We start from the raw sequence: 17,356 nt of genomic DNA on the forward strand, positions 1-17,356 counted from the left end.
CAAACTAACATTTGGTCACAATCTCCGCGCGGGGGAGCGTTCGCGCGAAAGGCCGGCAACCCTGGCTTCAGCGCTGCATGGCTTCCCACACCTTTTGCAGACGCTTGACCGACATCGGCACGGGCGTGCGCAACTCCTGCGCGAACAGCGCCACGCGGAGCTCTTCCAGCATCCAGCGGAACTCATCCAGGCGCGCGTCTTCCACGCCCCGCCCCTGCTGCCGCAACTGCGTCTCGGCGCGCTGCCATTGCTGCAGCAGCGGCGTGATTTCCTGCAGCCGCTGGGTGTCGCGCGCCGGGTCGCCCTTGATCTTGTCGACGCGCATGGCGATGCCCTTCAGGTAGCGCGGGAAATGCACCAACTGCAGGTAAGGCGTATCGACCACAAAATGCTTGCCCATCAGCCGTGTGAGCTGCGCCTGCATGTCGGCATGCGCCGCGGCGAACGGCTTGGCCTGGATCAGCTTGCGCGGCAGCGTCGCATACTCGGCCAGCACTGCCCCCACCAGCCGGGCGATCTCCTGCGCCAGCAGGCTCAGGCGCGAGCGCCCTTCTTCCTTGCGGGCGGCGAACTCAGCCTCGTTGCGCGGCAGCGGCGCCTGCAGGCAGGCCCGCTCCAGCGCCAGCATCACGATCTGGTCGCGCAACATCTCCTGCGTGCCCAGCGTCATGTACTGCATCGCCATCTGCTGCATGCCGGGGATGTTCTTCTCCAGGAACTTCACCTGCTCGCGCAACTGCAGCGCAAACAGGCGGCGTAGCCCGGCTTGATGGATGCGCGCGGCTTCCTGCGGATCGTCGAACACCTCCACGTCGCAATGCGTGGCGTGATCGACCAGCGCAGGATAGCCGTACAGCGTCTGGTTGCCCTTGCGCACCTCCAGCAGCTCGGGCAATTCGCCGAAGGACCAGCTGGTCAGGTTCTCGTATTGCCCCGCCTCGGCCGCCGGCACATCGCGCGCGGCGATGTTCTGGAACGACTGCTGCGCCTGCCCGCCAAACTCGGCGCGCAACTGCGCCAGGTTGCGGCCCATGTCTAATTGCCGGCCGTGCTCGTCCACCACCTTGAAGTTCATGGCGTGATGGGCGGGCAAGGTCTCCAGCTTGAAGTCGGCGCGCTTGACCATGGTGCCGGTTTGCTCGCGGATGTCGGCAATCAGCACATCCAGCAACTCGCCCTCGCCAAAGGCATTGCGATCGACGAAGCCCGCCGCGTAATCCGGCAGCGGCACGCAATGGCGGCGCAGCTTCTGCGGCAGCGACTTGAGCAGCAGGTGCACCTTCTCCTTGACCATGCCCGGCACCAGCCAGTCCGCGCGCTCCTGGCGCACCTGGTTAAGCGCGTACAGCGGCACCGTCAGCGTCACGCCATCGCGATGGCTGCCGGGCTCGAAGTGGTACGTCAGCGACATATCCACGCCCGCCACCGGCATCAGCTTGGGAAACAGGTCGGTGGTGATACCAGCCGCCTCGTGCCGCATCAGCTCCTCGCGATTCAGGTAAAGCAGCTTGCGCTCGCGCGCGCTCTCAGCCTGGTACCACTGCTCGAAGGTGGCCTGCTGGTGAATCTCGGCAGGGATCAGGCGATCGTAGAACGCGAAGATCAGCTCATCGTCAACCAGCACGTCCTGGCGGCGCGCCTTGTGCTCCAGGTTTTCGATCTCGCGCGTCAGGCGCTGGTTATGGGCGAAGAACGGCAGCTTGGTATCGAACTCGCCTTCCACCAGCCCGCGGCGGATAAACAGCTCGCGTGCCTCGGCCGGGTTCATCGGCCCGTAGTGCACGCGCCGGTGCTGGTAGACCACCAGCCCGTACAGCGTGGCGCGCTCCATCGCCATCACCTGGCCGGATTTCTTCTCCCAGTGCGGATCGCTCCAGCTGATGCGGAGCAAATGGCGGCCGACCTGCTCCAGCCATTCCGGCTCGATCTTGGCCAGCGTGCGTGCAAACAACCGGCTGGTTTCGATCAGCTCGGCGCCGATGATCCAACGGCCGACCTTGCGCGCGATCAGCGAGCCCGGCCACAGGTGGAACTTGATGCCGCGCGCGCCCAGGTACTCGCGCCCGCGGCCGTCGGCGTCTTCAATCCTGCAACCTACGTTGCCGAGCAATCCCGTGAGCAGCGCCTTGTGCACCTGCTCATAGGTGGGCTCGCTCTCGTTGAGCTTCCAGCCCTGCTCGGTGACGGTAGTCAGCAGCTGCGAATGCACGTCGCGCCATTCGCGCAGGCGCACATGCGACAGGAAACTGGCGCGGCACTGGTCCTGCAGCTGGCGGTTGGTCTTCTTGTGCGCCACCGCGTCCTCGAACCACTTCCACATCTTGACCCAGCCCAGGAACTCGGAGCGCTCGTCCATGAACTTGCGGTGGGCCTGGTCGGCCGCTTCCTGCGCCTCCTGCGGACGATCGCGCGGATCCTGCACCGACAGCGCGCTGGCGATGATCAGCACCTCGCGCAAGCAATGGTGCTCGCGCGCGGCCAGCGTCATGCGGGCCACGCGGGGGTCCAGCGGCAGGCGGGCCAGCTGGCGGCCGACCTGGGTCAGCGCGTTGGCGTCATCACCCACGCTTTCCACCGCGCCCAGCTCCTGCAACAGCTGGTAGCCGTCGGCAATGGCGCGGCCCAGCGGCGGCTCGATAAAGGGGAATTCCTCGATCGCCGTCAGCTTCAGCGCCTTCATGCGCAAGATCACCGCAGCCAGCGACGAGCGCAGGATCTCCGGATCGGTAAAGCGCGCCCGGCTGACGAAATCGGCCTCCTCGTACAACCGGATGCACACGCCGTCGGCCACCCGGCCGCAACGCCCGGCGCGCTGGTTGGCGGCGGCCTGCGAGATCGCCTCGATCTGCAGTTGCTCGACCTTGTTGCGATAGGAATAGCGCTTGACCCGCGCCATCCCGGTATCCACCACATAGCGGATGCCGGGCACGGTGAGCGAGGTTTCGGCCACGTTGGTGGCCAGCACGATGCGCCGCGCGTTGGAAGGCCGGAACACCCGTTCCTGCTCCTGCACCGACAAGCGCGCGAACAGGGGCAGGATCTCGGTATGCGGCGGATGGTGCTTGCGCAGCGCCTCGGCAGCCTCGCGAATTTCACGCTCGCCGGGCAGGAACACCAGCACATCGCCCGGGCCGAGCCGGCACAATTCGTCCACGGCCTCGACGATGCCGTCGAACAGGTCGCGATCTTTCGATTGCGCGGACTTGGGCGCGCCCTCGCCAGGCCCCACCTTGTCCTTCTCGATCGGCCGGTAACGGATCTCCACGGGATACAGACGCCCGCTGACCTCAATCACCGGCGCAGGCTTGCCACCCTGCGCAAAGTGCTCGGCGAAGCGGCTGGCGTCGATGGTGGCCGAGGTGATGACCAGCTTGAGGTCTGGCCGCTTGGGCAAGATCTCCTTCAGGTAGCCGATCAGGAAATCGATATTTAGGCTGCGTTCGTGCGCCTCGTCGATGATGATGGTGTCGTAGGCGCGCAGCAGCGGGTCGTTCTGCGTCTCGGCCAGCAAGATGCCGTCGGTCATCAGCTTGACCGACGCGCCCGCCGACATGGTGTCGTTGAAACGCACCTGGTAGCCCACGTGCTCGCCGAGCGGCGTGCCGATCTCCTGCGCGATGCGCTTGGCCGTGGAGGTGGCCGCAATCCGGCGTGGCTGCGTGTGGCCGATCAGGCCGCCGCTGCCGTCGGCACCCGGGCCTCGCCCGATCGACAGGCAGATCTTGGGCAACTGAGTGGTTTTGCCGGAGCCGGTCTCGCCGGAGACGATCACCACCTGGTTGGCCAGCAGCGCCTGCGCGATCTCCTCGCGGCGGCCGGATACCGGCAACGCCTCGGGGAAGGTGATGGGCGGGAGCGGGTTGGCCTGGCGCACCGGGCGGCGGGCCTCACGGGGCGCTCGCTCGGTGCGCTCGGTGCGCTCCGGGCGCGGCGGCCGGGGCGTGCCGTTTGCCGGCTGCGGCCTGGCTTGCCGGGCCTGGCCCGGCTGCCGGGGCTGGCGTTCGACCGGCGGGCCGGCGACCGGCGTGGCGGCCACGGCCGGCGCACGCGCCGGCCTGGCGACAGGCTGGACAGCGGGCTGGGCTGGCGAGGGGGCGGCCTTGGGCGCGGGGAGGCCGGCATCGGTTTTCCGATCCGGCGACAAAGGTTTGGCGGGGCGTTGTGCTGACATTGGCCGGGATTATAATCCGCGGCATGAATGCAAGAACCGACACGCCAGCCGACGCGCCCGCGCCGTCCGAAATGGACGAGCCCCTGCCCGTCACCGCCCCTTCCACGCTGCCCGCGCCTGCCACCGGCGCCGACCCCGTCGAGCGTGGCGGCCCCGACCACCAGCAGTTTGTCGACTGGCTGCGAGCGGTTGCGCCCTATATCCACGCCTTCCGCGGCAAGACCTTCGTGATCGCCTTCGGCGGTGAGCTGGTCAAGGCCAACATCCTCGACGCCCTGGTCAATGACGTGGCCCTGCTGCACGCCATGGGCATGCAGATCGTGCTGGTGCATGGCTCGCGCCCGCAGGTGGAAGAGCAGTTGGCGCTGCGCCACGTCGAGTCGCAATTCGCCGACGGCGTGCGCGTGACCGACAACGCGGCGCTGGAGTGCGCCAAGGAAGCCGCCGGCGAACTGCGCCTGGATATCGAGGCCGCCTTCAGCCAGGGCTTGCCTAACACGCCCATGGCTGGCGCCCAGCTGTCGGTGATCTCCGGCAACTTCGTCACCGCCCGCCCACTCGGCATCGTCGACGGCGTGGATTACCAGCACACCGGGCTGGTGCGCAAGATCGACGGCGAGTCGGTTCGCATGTCGCTGTCGCACGGCAAGATCGTGCTGCTCTCGCCGCTTGGCTTCTCGCCCACCGGCCAGGCCTTCAACCTGTCGATGGAAGACGTGGCCAGCGCCACCGCCATCGCACTGAAGGCCGACAAGCTGGTCTTCATCACCGAAGTCCCCGGCGTGCAGGACCCGGTCGGCAAGCTGATGCCGGAAATGTCGCTGCGCACCGCCATCGAGCGGCTGCAGAACAACCACCTGCCGCCCGATGTCTCCTATTACCTGGAACACCTGGTCAAGGCGCTCAAGGGCGGCGTGCCGCGCGCCCACCTGATCCCCTTCCAGCTGGACGGCTCGGTGCTGCTGGAGCTGTTCCTGCACGACGGCGTCGGCACCATGATCTCCGACACCGACCTGGAAAGCCTGCGCGAAGCCACGCTGGACGATGTCGGCGGCATCCTGCAGCTGATCGCCCCGCTGGAGCAGGACGGCACGCTGGTGCCACGCGGGCGCCACCTGATCGAGCGCGACATCGCCAACTTCTCGGTGATCGAGCACGATGGCGTGCTGTTTGGCTGCGCCGCGCTCTACGCCTACCCGCGCGAAGGCATGGCCGAGATGGCCTGCCTGACTGTGTCGTCCGAAGCCCAGGGCACCGGCGACGGCGAGCGCCTGCTCAAGCGCATCGAGCGCCGCGCCCGCAGCCTCGGCCTTGACCGCCTGTTCGTGCTCACCACCCGCACGGAGCACTGGTTCCTGAAACGCGGCTTTGTCCACGCCAACGTGGACGACCTGCCGGAAGACAAGCGCAAGCTCTACAACTGGCAGCGCAAGTCGATGGTGCTGATGAAGAAGCTGTGACGGCGGTGGGGGTAGCCTGAAGGCCGGCCCCCGCTTCGTTACAATAGCGGCACCGCAACGGCCGGCCTCTCGCCGCGCCGGCTACATCACACGACAACAAGGAGTTCCCCATGGCCCGCATGGTTCAATGCGTCAAGCTCAACAAAGAAGCCGAAGGGCTCGACCTGCCGCCGCTGCCAGGCGAACTTGGCAAGAAGATCTGGCAAACCGTGTCGAAGGAAGCCTGGGCTGGCTGGCTCAAGCACCAGACCATGCTGATCAACGAAAACCGCCTGAACATGGCCGACGCCCGCGCTCGCCAGTACCTGCTCAAGCAGACCGAGAAGTACTTCTTCGGCGAAGGCGCGGACCAGGCACAGGGCTACGTGCCGCCGCCGGCCGCCTGATCTGGCTGGGCGCGGCTTTGCGCCGCGCGCTGGAAAACAAAAAGGGTGCCTGTTACGGCACCCTTTCTCATTCAACGATCCCCAACGGGACCGGCAGATTCAATAGTCGCTGCGCTTCACGCCCTCCGGCGTGCCCAGCAGCAGTACGTCCGCGCCGCGCAGGGCAAACAGCCCCACCGTGACCACGCCCGGCATGTGATTGATGGCTTCTTCCATCGACTTCGGATTGCTGATCTTCAGGCCGGCCACATCCAGGATCACATTGCCGTTGTCGGTCTTGAAGATGCCGCCTTCCTTGGTCATGCGCAGGCGCGGCTGGCCACCGAATGCGGCCAGCTGGCGGGCCACCGCGGCTCGTGCCATCGGAATCACTTCCACCGGCAGGGGGAACGCGCCCATCACATCCACCAGCTTGCTGCCGTCGGCGATGCAGACAAAGCGCTTGGCCACCGAGGCCACGATCTTCTCGCGCGTCAGCGCGCCGCCGCCGCCCTTGATCATGGCGCCGCTGGCGTCGATCTCGTCCGCGCCGTCGACGTACACGGGGATCTCGTCGACCTCATTCAGGTCCAAGACCTGGAAGCCGTGCTGCTGCAGGCGGCGCGTGGACGCCTCCGAGCTGGAGACCGCACCGGAAAAGCGTTCCTTGAACGCCGCCACCGCATCGATAAAGAGGTTGGCCGTGGAGCCCGTGCCCACGCCTAGCACCGCACCCGCCGGCACTACCTCTTTGACATAGTCGGCCGCGGCTTGCGCCACCAGCGCCTTGAGTTCATCCTGTGTCATGACAACAGCCCATCTGCTTTGGGGGAAACCGCATAGTGTACCGGAATGCCGTGACATCCCCGGCATGGGCGCGAGCCGACGGTACAATGACCCGAGGCATGCATCAGCTTGGCGCCCGGGGCCTGCCGTTTTGGTCCTGCGCCATCACCAACCCTTAAAAGCAACTCACTGACCATGAACCAGCTCGATCAGCTCAAGCAGTTCACCACCGTGGTGGCGGACACCGGCGATTTCCAGGTGATGAAACAGTACACGCCGCAGGACGCCACCACCAATCCTTCCCTGATTCTGAAGGCCGTCCAGAAGGCCGAGTACCGTCCCCTGCTGGAAAAGGCCGTGCGCGGCAATGAAGGCACCGACGCCGTGATGGACGCCCTGCTGATCGCCTTTGGCTGCGAGATCCTGGCCATCGTGCCGGGCCGTGTGTCGACCGAAGTCGACGCCCGCCTGTCCTTCAACACGGAAGCCACACTGGCCAAGGCCCGCCACCTGATCTCGCTGTATGAGCAGCGCGGCGTGGCCCGCGAACGCGTGCTGATCAAGATCGCCTCGACCTGGGAAGGCATCCGCGCAGCTGAGGTGCTGCAGCGAGAAGGCATCAACTGCAATATGACGCTGCTGTTCTCGCTGGCCCAGGCCGTTGCCTGCGCCGAGGCCGGCGCGCAACTGATCTCACCCTTCGTTGGCCGCATCCTGGACTGGCACAAGAGGCAAGCCGGCGACAAATGGGACGCCGCCGCCAACGCGGGCGACAACGATCCCGGCGTGCGTTCCGTGCGCCAGATCTACGACTACTACAAGAAGTTCGGCCACCCCACCGAAGTGATGGGTGCCAGCTTCCGCAGCACCGAGCAGATCCTGGCACTGGCCGGCTGCGACCTGCTCACCATCAGCCCGGACCTGCTGGAGAAGCTGGCCGCCAGCGAAAGCACCGTGGAGCGCAAGCTGTCGGTCGACCAGGCACAGGCTGGCAATATCGCGCGCATCGAGTGCGGTGAGGCGGCTTTCCGCTGGCAGCTCAATGAAGACGCAATGGCGACGGAAAAGCTGGCTGAGGGGATCCGCGCATTTGCGGCGGATGCGGTCAAGCTGGAGGCGATGATTACGGCTTGAGAGGGGAATTGAGAAGGCGAAAACAGAAGCCGCCCGGGAATCCAGGCGGCGAGCCGGCTCAAGCTGACGCCGCGCTCACACCGTCCCACAGCAAGGGCAAGACCACGCCGGCCGGGCCGCGCAACACGATGTCGGCGGTCTGATCCAGCGCCGATGGCTCAGGATTGACCACGATGACATGCGCGCCATGGTCCTTGGCTGCGCCGGGCAAGCCGGCTGCCGGATAGACCAGGCCGGACGTGCCCACCACGATGCACAGATCGCACTGCTCGGCCGCATGCTCGGCGCGATAGCGGGCCACGCGCGGCAGTTCCTCGCCGAACCACACCACACCGGGGCGCATCATGGCATTGCAAAGGGAGCAGCGCGGCGGCATGCCCGGCACGGCGGCCGCCGGGTCGCAACGGCCGCAGCCGTCAAGCCACTTGTTGGCGAACAGGTTGCCGTGCAGCTCGATCACGTCGCGGCTGCCGGCGCGCTGATGCAGGCCATCGACGTTTTGCGTGGCCAGGGTCACGGCCTTCTGCGCGGCGAGCGCCACCAGGGCGATATGCGCCGGGTTGGGATCGGTGGCCGCCACCAGCTCGCGCCGGTGCAGGTACCACTCCCAGACCAGCGCGGGCTGGCGCCGGTAGGCGTCTTCCTGGGCCAGCTCCTCGGGATTGAAGCGCGACCACAAGCCGGTCATGGCATCGCGGAACGTGGGCACGCCGGACTCGGCGGATACGCCCGCGCCGGTAAGCACCATGATATTGGTGGCTTCGCCGATCAGGCGGCGCGATGCCGCGAGCGCCTGTGCGTCGATGTACGCCGTCACGGATGCCGTCCCAGCGCTCAGCGCTTCAGGCGGCGCTGGCGCACCGCCTCATACAGGCACACGCCGCTGGCCACGGAAACGTTCAGGCTTTCCACGCCGCCGGCCATCGGGATGCTGACGAGTTCGTCGCAGGTCTCGCGGGTGAGGCGGCGCATGCCCTCGCCTTCGGCGCCCATCACCAGGGCAACCGGCCCCTTGAAATCGACATCATAGAGCGTCTTTTCCGTGCCGTCGTCCGTGCCGATCACCCAGATGCCGCGTTCCTGCAACTCGCGCAACGTGCGCGCCAGGTTGGTGACAGTGATGTAGGGGACGGTCTCCGCTGCGCCGCTGGCCACCTTGGCCACCGTGGTGTTCAAACCCACGCTGCGGTCCTTCGGAGCGATCACGGCGTGCGCGCCGGCGCCATCGGCCACGCGCAGGCAAGCGCCCAGATTGTGCGGATCGGTGACGCCATCGAGCACCAGCAGCAAGGGCGTGCCCTCAATGCCGTCGAGCAGTTCGTCAAGATTGAGTGCCAGCGCCACATCTTCGGCGCGGGCGACCACGCCCTGGTGGCGGTCGGTGCCGGCCATGCCGCGCAGGCGCTCGGCATCCACCGGGTGCAGGCGGACTTTGAGGCTTTCGGCAAGGCGGATGAAGTCCTGCATGCGGCGGTCACGCCGCGCGGATTCTACATAGACATCGGTGACGCCAGCGGCGTCCTGGCGCAGGCGCGCGGTGACGGCGTGAAAGCCGATCAGGAGTTTTTGTTTAGCCATGGCGAGATTGTACATTCCCGCCAGGGCTTGCCCCGTGTCCGCAGCCATGGCGCCAGAACCGGGCAAGCCGGCGCCGGCGCCATGGCCGTCAGGTGCGCTTGCGCGAAGCGCGGCTGCTCTTGCCGGCCGGCTTGGCGCCGCCCTTGTGCGTCGAGCCCAGATGCTGCGGCTTGGGCTTGGCGGCGCGCTTGGCCGGCTTGCCGCCGGCCTTGGCGCCATGGCCCACGTGCGGCTTGACCGGCGTCATGACAGCTTCGAACACCGGCTGCTCTTCGATCACGCGGTCCAGCGTTTCGTCGAACGACTCTTCCGGCTTCGAGCTGCCACCCAGCAGCGCGGCCAGCTGACGGCCCTTCTTGCGCGCGGGCACGGCGTGCGCGGCGGGCACGCGCGGCGCGGCATCGACGGTCGGGGCACGGCCACGCAGGTTCTTGGCTGAGGGCTCCTGCACCAGGCGGAAGTCGATCTTGCGCGCATCGAGGTCCACGCGCGAAACCTGCACGCGAACGCGGTCGGTGAGACGGTAGCGGATGCCGGTACGCTCGCCGCGCAGCTCATTGCGCGCTTCGTCGTACTGGAAGTAATCGCTGCCCAGCTCGGTGACATGGACCAGGCCTTCGACGTAGAGCTCGTCGAGCTGCACGAAGATGCCGAACGAGGTGACCGAGCTGATGGTGCCCGAATACTCGCTGCCAAGCTTGTCGCGCATGAAGTAGCACTTGAGCCAGGCTTCCACATCGCGCGAGGCCTCATCGGCGCGACGCTCGTTGGCCGAGCAGTGCAGGCCGAGCTCGTCCCAGATGGCTTCGTTGCGCTGGGCGCGCGCGGCGCTGCGCTCTGCCTTCTCGGCAGCATCCTTGGCCTGCATGCGGCGCGCCTTGGGCGCGATCGCGGTGTTCAGCGCGGTGCCCGGGGCGAATGCGGGCCGGTACTTGGTATGGGCCAGCACGGCCTTGATCGCGCGGTGCGTGAGCAAGTCCGGGTAACGGCGGATCGGGCTGGTGAAGTGGGCGTAAGCCTCGTACGACAAGCCGAAGTGGCCGATGTTGTCCGGGCTGTAGACCGCCTGCTGCATCGAGCGCAGCAGCATGGTCTGCAGCATAGGCGCGTCGGGACGGCTCTTGATCTTGTCCATCACGTCCGCGTAGTCGCCCGCCTGCGGCTTGTCGCCACCAGCCAGCGAAAGCCCGACGGTGCGCAGGAACTCGCGCAGGTTCTTCAGCTTTTCCTCGCCCGGGCCGGCGTGGATCCGGTACAGCGTGGGATGCTTGAAGCGTTCGAGAAAGTCGGCGGCGCACACGTTGGCGGCCAGCATGCATTCCTCGATCAGGCGGTGGGCATCGTTGCGGGTGCGCGGCAGGATCTGCTCGATCTTGCCCTGCGCATTGCAGACGATATAGGTTTCGGTGGTATCGAAGTCGATCGCGCCACGCTCGCGCCGCGCCTTGAGCAGGACCTGGAACAACTCGTACAGGTTCTGCAGGTGCGGCACCAGGTCGGCACGCTTGTGCGCCTCCGGGCCCTTGGTGTTGGACAACACCGACCAGACCTCGTTATAGGTCAGGCGCGCCGCCGAATGCATCACGGCGGGATAGAACTGATAGCCCTTGAGCTCGCCCTTGGCGGTGATCACAGCATCGCACACCATGCACAGGCGGTCGACTTGCGGGTTCAGCGAGCACAGGCCGTTGGAGAGCTTTTCCGGCAGCATCGGGATGACGCGGCGCGGGAAGTACACCGAGGTGGCACGATCCAGCGCATCGGCGTCGAGCGCCGTGCCTGGGCGCACGTAGTGCGACACATCGGCGATTGCCACCACCAGGCGCCAGCCCTTCGAGCGGCCGATCTTGACCGGTTCGCAGTAGACAGCGTCGTCGAAGTCGCGCGCGTCTTCGCCGTCGATCGTCACCAGCGGCACGTCGCGCAGGTCGATGCGGTGCTCCAGGTCGGACTCGCGCACCTCGTCGGGCAGGCCGGCGGCTTCCTTGGCGCAGGCATCCGAGAATTCATGCGGCACGCCGTACTTGCGCACGGCGATTTCGATTTCCATGCCGGGATCGTCGAAGTCGCCCAGCACTTCCACCACACGGCCCACGGGCTGCACGTAACGATCCGGGTAGTCGATGATCTCGACGCTGACCACCTGCCCGACTTGCGCCTTGCCTTGCGATTTCGGCGGGATCAGGATGTCCTGGCTGATGCGCTTGTCTTCGGGCGCCACCACCAGCACGCCGCCTTCGCTCAGCAGGCGGCCGATCACGTAGCGGTTGGCGCGCTCGAGGATCTCGACGATCTGGCCTTCGGGCCGGCCGCGCCGGTCGTAGCCGATCACGCGCACCTGGGCGCGGTCGTTGTGCATGGCCTTCTGCAGCTCGCGCTCCGGCAGGAAGATGTCGTCATCGCCATCGTCGCGGATCAGGAAGCCGAAGCCATCGCGGTGGCCCTGCACACGGCCGACCACAAAGTTAGGCTGGTTGGCCAGCTCGTAGCGGCCCTTGCGGTTGAGTTCGATCTGGCCGTCGCGCTCCATGGCGGCGAGGCGTTTCTGGAAGCCGTCGTGTTCTTTGCGCGTGACAGCGAGCGCCTTGGCGATATCGCCGCCCGACAAGGGCGACCCCGACGTCCGCAGGACACCAAGGATTTCTTCCCGACTAGGGATCGGATAGTTATTCTGATTCAATTTTTTCTAGAATTATTTGACAAACAATTTGCGGTCGCTATAATGAGCGCTTCGGTTGTTTCGACGCCCGCCCAGGTGGCGAAATTGGTAGACGCACTAGGTTCAGGTCCTAGCGGTGGCAACACTGTGGAGGTTCGAGTCCTCTCCTGGGCACCAGATCAAACGGAAAACCCGCAGCGCTTTCGAGCCCTGCGGGTTTTTTGTTTTCCGGCGTCTGATCTTGCAACTTGGCACTCCCGATTCGATATTGGCGCGACTGCGCGACTTAACAATTGACTAAATACCAGTCGCAGCAACGACCGCTCCGGGGCGTGGAATCCGTTCTTGCCGATAGAGGCAGAGGCATCCACACGGCCTGGCGCTCACACGAACTGCCAGGGCGCGGCCGGAGCAGCAGTCGACTGCTGCGCTGCGGGTGAGTGTATCAGTTTCAGTGGCGCTCCCGGCATTCTTCCGCCATTCGCACGCTGGAATGTCGCGTTTTCCGATGTTTTCGGGCGCAAACCCCCTATTGCTGCGGGCGTATGCCACACCGGCATGCCTGCGTGGCCCGCCAGTCGCTTGACAGCGATGGCCATCTGTAACTAACATGGTTTCATATCGCCTCACCCACCATGACCACCAGCAGCCGATTCGCCGTCGCCGTCCATATCCTCACCTTGCTGGCCAGCGCCGCGGAGCCCTTGCCGTCGTCGCTGATCGCGGGCAGCGTGGGCACGAACCCGGTCCTGATCCGCCGCCTGGTCAGCCAGTTGGCCGAGGCGGGGCTGGTGAGCACGGTGATGGGGAGCAACGGCGGCGCCTCGCTGGCGCGCGCGGCGGCATCGATCACGTTGCTCGATGTGTTCCGTGCGGTGGAGTCGGCCACGCTGATCGCGCCGCACCACAGCGTGCCCAATCCGGCGTGCATGGTGGGACGGGAAATTACCGGCGCGCTGAAGCACGCCGCGGACCGCGCCCAGGCCGCGATGGATGGTGCGCTGGCCGAGATCACGATTGCCGGCATGCTCGCCGACGTGGAGCGTGCAGCGCGGCAACGCAAGCCGTAAAAAATTTTTATCCCGATATGTAACTGGAATAGTTTCATATCGATATTCAACAGCGCAACAAAGGAGTCAATATGAAGATCGCAATCATCGGCGCCACCGGCCGTGTCGGCACCCGCCTCATCGACGAAGCCCTGAGCCGCGGCCACACGGTCACCGCCATCGCGCGCCAGGCTGACAAGCTGGCCGCGCGGCCGGGCCTCGCCACGATCAATGCAGATGTCGCGGACACCGAGGCCCTGGCGGCCGCCATCGCCGGCCACGACGTGGCAATCAGCACAGTACGTTTCCTGCAGACCACGGCGAAACAGATCACCGCCGCGGTCAAGGCCGCCGGCGTGCCCCGCCTGCTGGTGGTGGGCGGCGCGGGCAGCCTCTATGTGGCACCGGGCGCGCAACTGGTCGATATGCCGCAGTTCCCGGAAGCCTACAAGGCGGAGGCCCTGGCCGGACGCGACTTCCTCAACGCCCTGCGCAACGAGACAGCGATCGACTGGACCTTCCTGTCCCCCGCAGCCCTGTTCGAGCCGGGCACGCGCACAGGCAAATTCCGCGTTGGCGAGGAGACGCTGCTCTCCGACGCCAGCGGCAAGAGCTGGATCTCGATGGAGGACTATGCCATCGCCATGATCGACGAAGTGGAAAAACCGGCGCACTCGCGCCAGCGCTACACGGTTGCTTACTGAGCAGGAAACGCGCCGCAACGGCGGGGGTAGCGGCAAGCCGCCCTCGCCTGTTCTTCAGCCGTGCGGCAGGGGGCTGCTGGCACAGCCGCGTCACCGCATCGGGAATCAGGCCTGCGAGCTGCCGGCGGCGTGCTTGCCGCGCTTGAGCCAGGCCGCCAGGTTGTGAGGACGCAGCGTGTCGTACTCTTCGAACGGCTGGTGAATCCAGGGATTCGTCGGCAGGAAAGTCACGTGGTAGTCCGGCTTGACCTTGGAGCAGGCCTTGTACCACAGCACGGACGAACGCACTTCCGTCACGGCGGGATAGCGTTCCTGCAGATGGCGGCCCACGCGCTCCAGCGTGACACCGGAATCCACCAGGTCATCGACCAGCAGGATCTTGCCGGAGAGGTCGCCCTTGGTCATCGTGATGTACTGCGCGATATCGAGGTCGCCCTGCTGCGTGCCCGCTGCCTCGCGGTAGCTGCTGGTGGCGAGGATGGCGAGAGGCACATCGAAGATACGGGACATCTGGTCACCAACGCGCAGGCCGCCACGGGCCAGGCACAGGATCTTGTCGAACTTCCAGCCCGACTCGTGGACGTTAAGCGCCAGGCGCGCGATCAGGCTGTGGTAGTCGTCCCACGAGATCCACAGGTTCTCTTCGTCGTTCGATGGCAGGGTCATGATTTCTAGCTCTTCGGCTTTAGGCATAAGGTCTGTCGACCGATAAAATTTCGGCCCGCTTGCGCGGGCCGATTTGCTCTTGTGCAGCTGCCGTCTTTTAGCCGGCGCAGCTTCGTTCAGCCGCGCGGCGCCATTACTGGCAAGACAGCATCAGGCCACGTACGGGTGACGCAGCAGGATGGTTTCGTCACGGTCCGGGCCGGTCGAGATCATGTCGATCGGGATGCCGACCACTTCCTCGACGCGCTTCAGGTAGGTGCGAGCCTGTTCCGGCAGCGCATCCCAGGCCTTCACGCCGAAGGTGGATTCGTTCCAGCCAGGGAATTCCTCGTACACCGGCACGCAGCGCGCCACGGCATCCGAGCCACGCGGTAGGATATCGACGGTCTTGCCATCCAGCTCATAGCCCACGCACAGCTTGAGGGTTTCAAGGCCATCCAGCACGTCGAGCTTGGTCATGCAAAGACCCGACACGCCGTTGATCTGCACCGAGCGCTTGAGCGCGGCGGCATCGAGCCAGCCGGTACGACGCGGTCGCCCGGTCACCGAGCCGAATTCCTTGCCAACGTTGGCCAGCCGCACGCCCACCGGGTCCTGGCGCTTGGGGTTGTCGTTGTCGTACAGTTCGCTGGGGAACGGGCCTGCGCCTACGCGGGTGCAGTAGGCCTTGGTGATGCCCAGGATGTAGTTCAGGCGGCCCGGGCCAACACCAGCGCCGGCGGCGGCCGCACCGGCCACGCAGTTGCTGGAGGTGACGAACGGATAGGTGCCGTGGTCGACGTCGAGCAGCGTGCCTTGCGCGCCTTCGAACATCAGGTTGCCGCCGGCAGCATTGACTGCGTAAAGCTCGGCCGACACATCGGCCACCATCGGGGCCAGGCGCGGCGCGTAGGCCAGCATTTCGTCCAGGGTCTGCTGGAAGTCGACCGCTTGCGCGCCCAGGTACTGGGTCAGCATGAAGTTATGCAGGTCGAGGTTCTCGCGCAGCTTCTCGGCGAAGCACTTGGGATCGAACAGGTCCTGCACGCGCAGCGCGCGGCGGGCCACCTTGTCTTCGTAGGCAGGGCCGATGCCGCGGCCGGTGGTGCCGATCTTGTCGGCGCCACGGCGCACTTCACGGGCCTTGTCGATGGCCACGTGGTACGGCAGGATCAGCGTGGTCGCTTCGGAAATGCGCAGGCGGTTCTGCACCTGCAGGCCGGCGGTTTCCAGTTCCTCGATCTCACGGAACAGCGCCTCAGGCGACAGCACGACGCCGTTGCCGATGTAGCAGATCGTGCCTTCACGCATGATGCCCGAGGGGATCAGGCGCAGGATGGTCTTCTTGCCGCCGATGATGAGCGTGTGGCCCGCATTGTGGCCGCCCTGGAACCGCACCACGCCCTTTGCATGATCGGTAAGCCAATCGACGATTTTTCCCTTGCCTTCGTCACCCCATTGGGTGCCGATCACGACGACATTGCGTCCCTGGCTTACTGCAGAAGCGGACATGTTGATTTTGGTCAGTGGGTTAAAAACGTATTTTACTCTCGTTGCAGGTCAACTCCCCGATTTTGGGGAGATCGGCCTGCAACGCGGGGGAATTCCGCGGCCTGGCGCTTGCGCTCAGGCCCCGGCGCTGCGCGGAATCACCGTCCAGCCGCCATCCTGACGGACCAGTTGGCGGTCGCAGTTGAACTCGTCGAGCTGGTGCGTGTGCCCCGGCAGCGACTGGATGACGATCTCGCCTGCAGCGCGCAGCGCGTTGATCGCGGCACGCAAGGCAGGATCCGCATCCCACGGCGCGAAAATGGCAAAAGCGCGCACTTCCAGCGGAGAAAGCGAGGCTACTTCGCGCAAATCCAGCGAAAAACCGGTTGCCGGCCGCGCGCGGCCAAAGGCCTCGCCGACCTTGTCATAGCGGCCACCGCGCGCCACGTAGTTGGGCAAGCCCGCCACATAGGCAGTAAACATCACGCCGCTGTGATAGTGGTATCCGCGCAGGTCGGACAAGTCGATATTGACGCTCGCCCCGCTCACTTCCGCGGCCAGTGCCGCCAGCTCGTCCAGCGCACGGCCAATCGCCGGGCTCGCCGGCAGCGTCGCGCGGGCGCGCTCGATCACCTCCACGCCGCCGTACAACGTCGGCAGCGCCAGCAGCGCATCGCGCTCGGCCTGCGGCATGCCTTCAGTCAGCTCGCGCAGCGCCGACACATCCTTGGTTTCCAGGGCCGCAAACAGCACGTCCTCGATCTTGCGGCTGGACGGCAAGCCGTCCAGCAAGGCCTCCAGGATGCCCGCGTGGCAAAGATCGAGCCGGATCTCGGTCAGGCCGGCAACCTGCAGCGCGGCCAGCATCAAGGCCTGGATTTCCACATCCGCTTCCAGGCCGGCATGGCCGTAGATCTCCGCGCCAACCTGGATCGGCTCGCGGGTTGCGCGAAAGCCGGCCGGGCGAGCGTGCAGGACATTGCCGGCGTAGCACAGCCGGGTCACGCCGGAGCGGTTCAGCAAGTGGGCATCGATGCGGGCGACTTGCGGGGTAATGTCGGCGCGCAGGCCCATGGTGCGGCCGGAGAGCTGGTCGACCAGCTTGAGCGTGCGCAGGTCGAGGTCGTGCCCGGTCCCGGTGAGCAGCGATTCCAGGTATTCCAGCATCGGCGGCATGACCAGCTCGTAGCCGTAGGTGCGGAACAAGTCCAGCATGCGGCGGCGCAGTTCTTCGATCTTGCGGGCCTCCGACGGCAGCACGTCGGCGATGTTTTCAGGCAGGAGCCAGTGATTGGACATGGTAAATCTCTTCAC

The 17,356-nt window shown here is 65.9% G+C and carries 13 protein-coding genes and 1 tRNA gene; 6 read left to right on the forward strand and 8 right to left on the reverse strand.

The features are described 5' to 3' along the window. Nucleotides 1–67: 67 nt before the first annotated feature. Nucleotides 68–4,171, reverse strand: a complete 4,104-nt coding sequence (gene hrpA, locus RR42_RS13030) for an ATP-dependent RNA helicase HrpA (protein ID WP_043347405.1) — start codon at nucleotides 4,169–4,171, stop codon at nucleotides 68–70. A gap of 23 nt (nucleotides 4,172–4,194) precedes the next feature. On the opposite strand from hrpA, the gene argA reads away from it, so the two are divergent. After that, complete coding sequence (gene argA, locus RR42_RS13035; RefSeq protein WP_043347406.1) at nucleotides 4,195–5,631, forward strand: amino-acid N-acetyltransferase; 1,437 nt, start codon at nucleotides 4,195–4,197, stop codon at nucleotides 5,629–5,631. A 110-nt stretch (nucleotides 5,632–5,741) separates the two neighbouring features. Then, the gene (locus tag RR42_RS13040) at nucleotides 5,742–6,017 is read left to right on the forward strand and encodes an oxidative damage protection protein (RefSeq protein ID WP_043347409.1); all 276 of its coding nucleotides are present in this window, start codon (nucleotides 5,742–5,744) and stop codon (nucleotides 6,015–6,017) included. Between the two features lie 99 nt (nucleotides 6,018–6,116). Here the strand turns inward: RR42_RS13040 and rpiA are convergent, their stop codons facing one another. Beyond that, a complete protein-coding gene (gene rpiA, locus RR42_RS13045) occupies nucleotides 6,117–6,803 on the reverse strand; it encodes a ribose-5-phosphate isomerase RpiA (RefSeq protein ID WP_043347413.1) in 687 nt (228 codons plus the stop codon). A 174-nt stretch (nucleotides 6,804–6,977) separates the two neighbouring features. Here rpiA and tal point away from each other — a divergent pair, with 174 nt between their 5' ends. Next, entirely contained in the window at nucleotides 6,978–7,916 is a 939-nt protein-coding gene (gene tal / locus RR42_RS13050; protein ID WP_043347416.1) for a transaldolase, read from the forward strand. A gap of 58 nt (nucleotides 7,917–7,974) precedes the next feature. Here the strand turns inward: tal and RR42_RS13055 are convergent, their stop codons facing one another. From RR42_RS13055 to rnr, 3 genes are all read right to left on the reverse strand, one after another. Continuing rightward, nucleotides 7,975–8,664, reverse strand: a complete 690-nt coding sequence (locus RR42_RS13055) for an SIR2 family NAD-dependent protein deacylase (protein ID WP_236702047.1) — start codon at nucleotides 8,662–8,664, stop codon at nucleotides 7,975–7,977. Nucleotides 8,665–8,750: 86 nt separating this feature from the next. Further along, nucleotides 8,751–9,494: a 23S rRNA (guanosine(2251)-2'-O)-methyltransferase RlmB gene (rlmB, locus tag RR42_RS13060; protein WP_043352050.1), complete on the reverse strand. Its 744-nt coding sequence runs from the start codon at nucleotides 9,492–9,494 to the stop codon at nucleotides 8,751–8,753. A gap of 88 nt (nucleotides 9,495–9,582) precedes the next feature. Next, nucleotides 9,583–12,174 carry a ribonuclease R gene (rnr, locus tag RR42_RS13065; protein WP_043347419.1) on the reverse strand — a complete coding sequence of 864 codons (2,592 nt, stop codon included), beginning with the start codon at nucleotides 12,172–12,174 and terminating at the stop codon, nucleotides 9,583–9,585. A gap of 69 nt (nucleotides 12,175–12,243) precedes the next feature. Here rnr and RR42_RS13070 point away from each other — a divergent pair. From RR42_RS13070 to RR42_RS13080, 3 genes are all read left to right on the forward strand, one after another. Continuing rightward, nucleotides 12,244–12,330: transfer RNA gene (locus RR42_RS13070), tRNA-Leu, on the forward strand. Between the two features lie 458 nt (nucleotides 12,331–12,788). Next, complete coding sequence (locus RR42_RS13075) at nucleotides 12,789–13,223, forward strand: Rrf2 family transcriptional regulator (protein ID WP_043347423.1); 435 nt, start codon at nucleotides 12,789–12,791, stop codon at nucleotides 13,221–13,223. A 71-nt stretch (nucleotides 13,224–13,294) separates the two neighbouring features. Continuing rightward, nucleotides 13,295–13,906, forward strand: a complete 612-nt coding sequence (locus tag RR42_RS13080; RefSeq protein WP_043347428.1) for an NAD(P)-dependent oxidoreductase — start codon at nucleotides 13,295–13,297, stop codon at nucleotides 13,904–13,906. Between the two features lie 105 nt (nucleotides 13,907–14,011). Here the strand turns inward: RR42_RS13080 and RR42_RS13085 are convergent, their stop codons facing one another. From RR42_RS13085 to RR42_RS13095, 3 genes are all read right to left on the reverse strand, one after another. Further along, nucleotides 14,012–14,572, reverse strand: a complete 561-nt coding sequence (locus RR42_RS13085) for a phosphoribosyltransferase (RefSeq protein ID WP_043347431.1) — start codon at nucleotides 14,570–14,572, stop codon at nucleotides 14,012–14,014. 150 nt (nucleotides 14,573–14,722) lie between these two features. Next, the gene (locus tag RR42_RS13090; RefSeq protein ID WP_043347433.1) at nucleotides 14,723–16,063 is read right to left on the reverse strand and encodes an adenylosuccinate synthase; all 1,341 of its coding nucleotides are present in this window, start codon (nucleotides 16,061–16,063) and stop codon (nucleotides 14,723–14,725) included. Nucleotides 16,064–16,177: 114 nt separating this feature from the next. After that, complete coding sequence (locus RR42_RS13095; RefSeq protein WP_043347438.1) at nucleotides 16,178–17,341, reverse strand: ATP phosphoribosyltransferase regulatory subunit; 1,164 nt, start codon at nucleotides 17,339–17,341, stop codon at nucleotides 16,178–16,180. Between the last annotated feature and the right edge of the window lie 15 nt (nucleotides 17,342–17,356).

Source organism: Cupriavidus basilensis (genome assembly GCF_000832305.1).
Lineage (GTDB): Bacteria > Pseudomonadota > Gammaproteobacteria > Burkholderiales > Burkholderiaceae > Cupriavidus > Cupriavidus basilensis_F.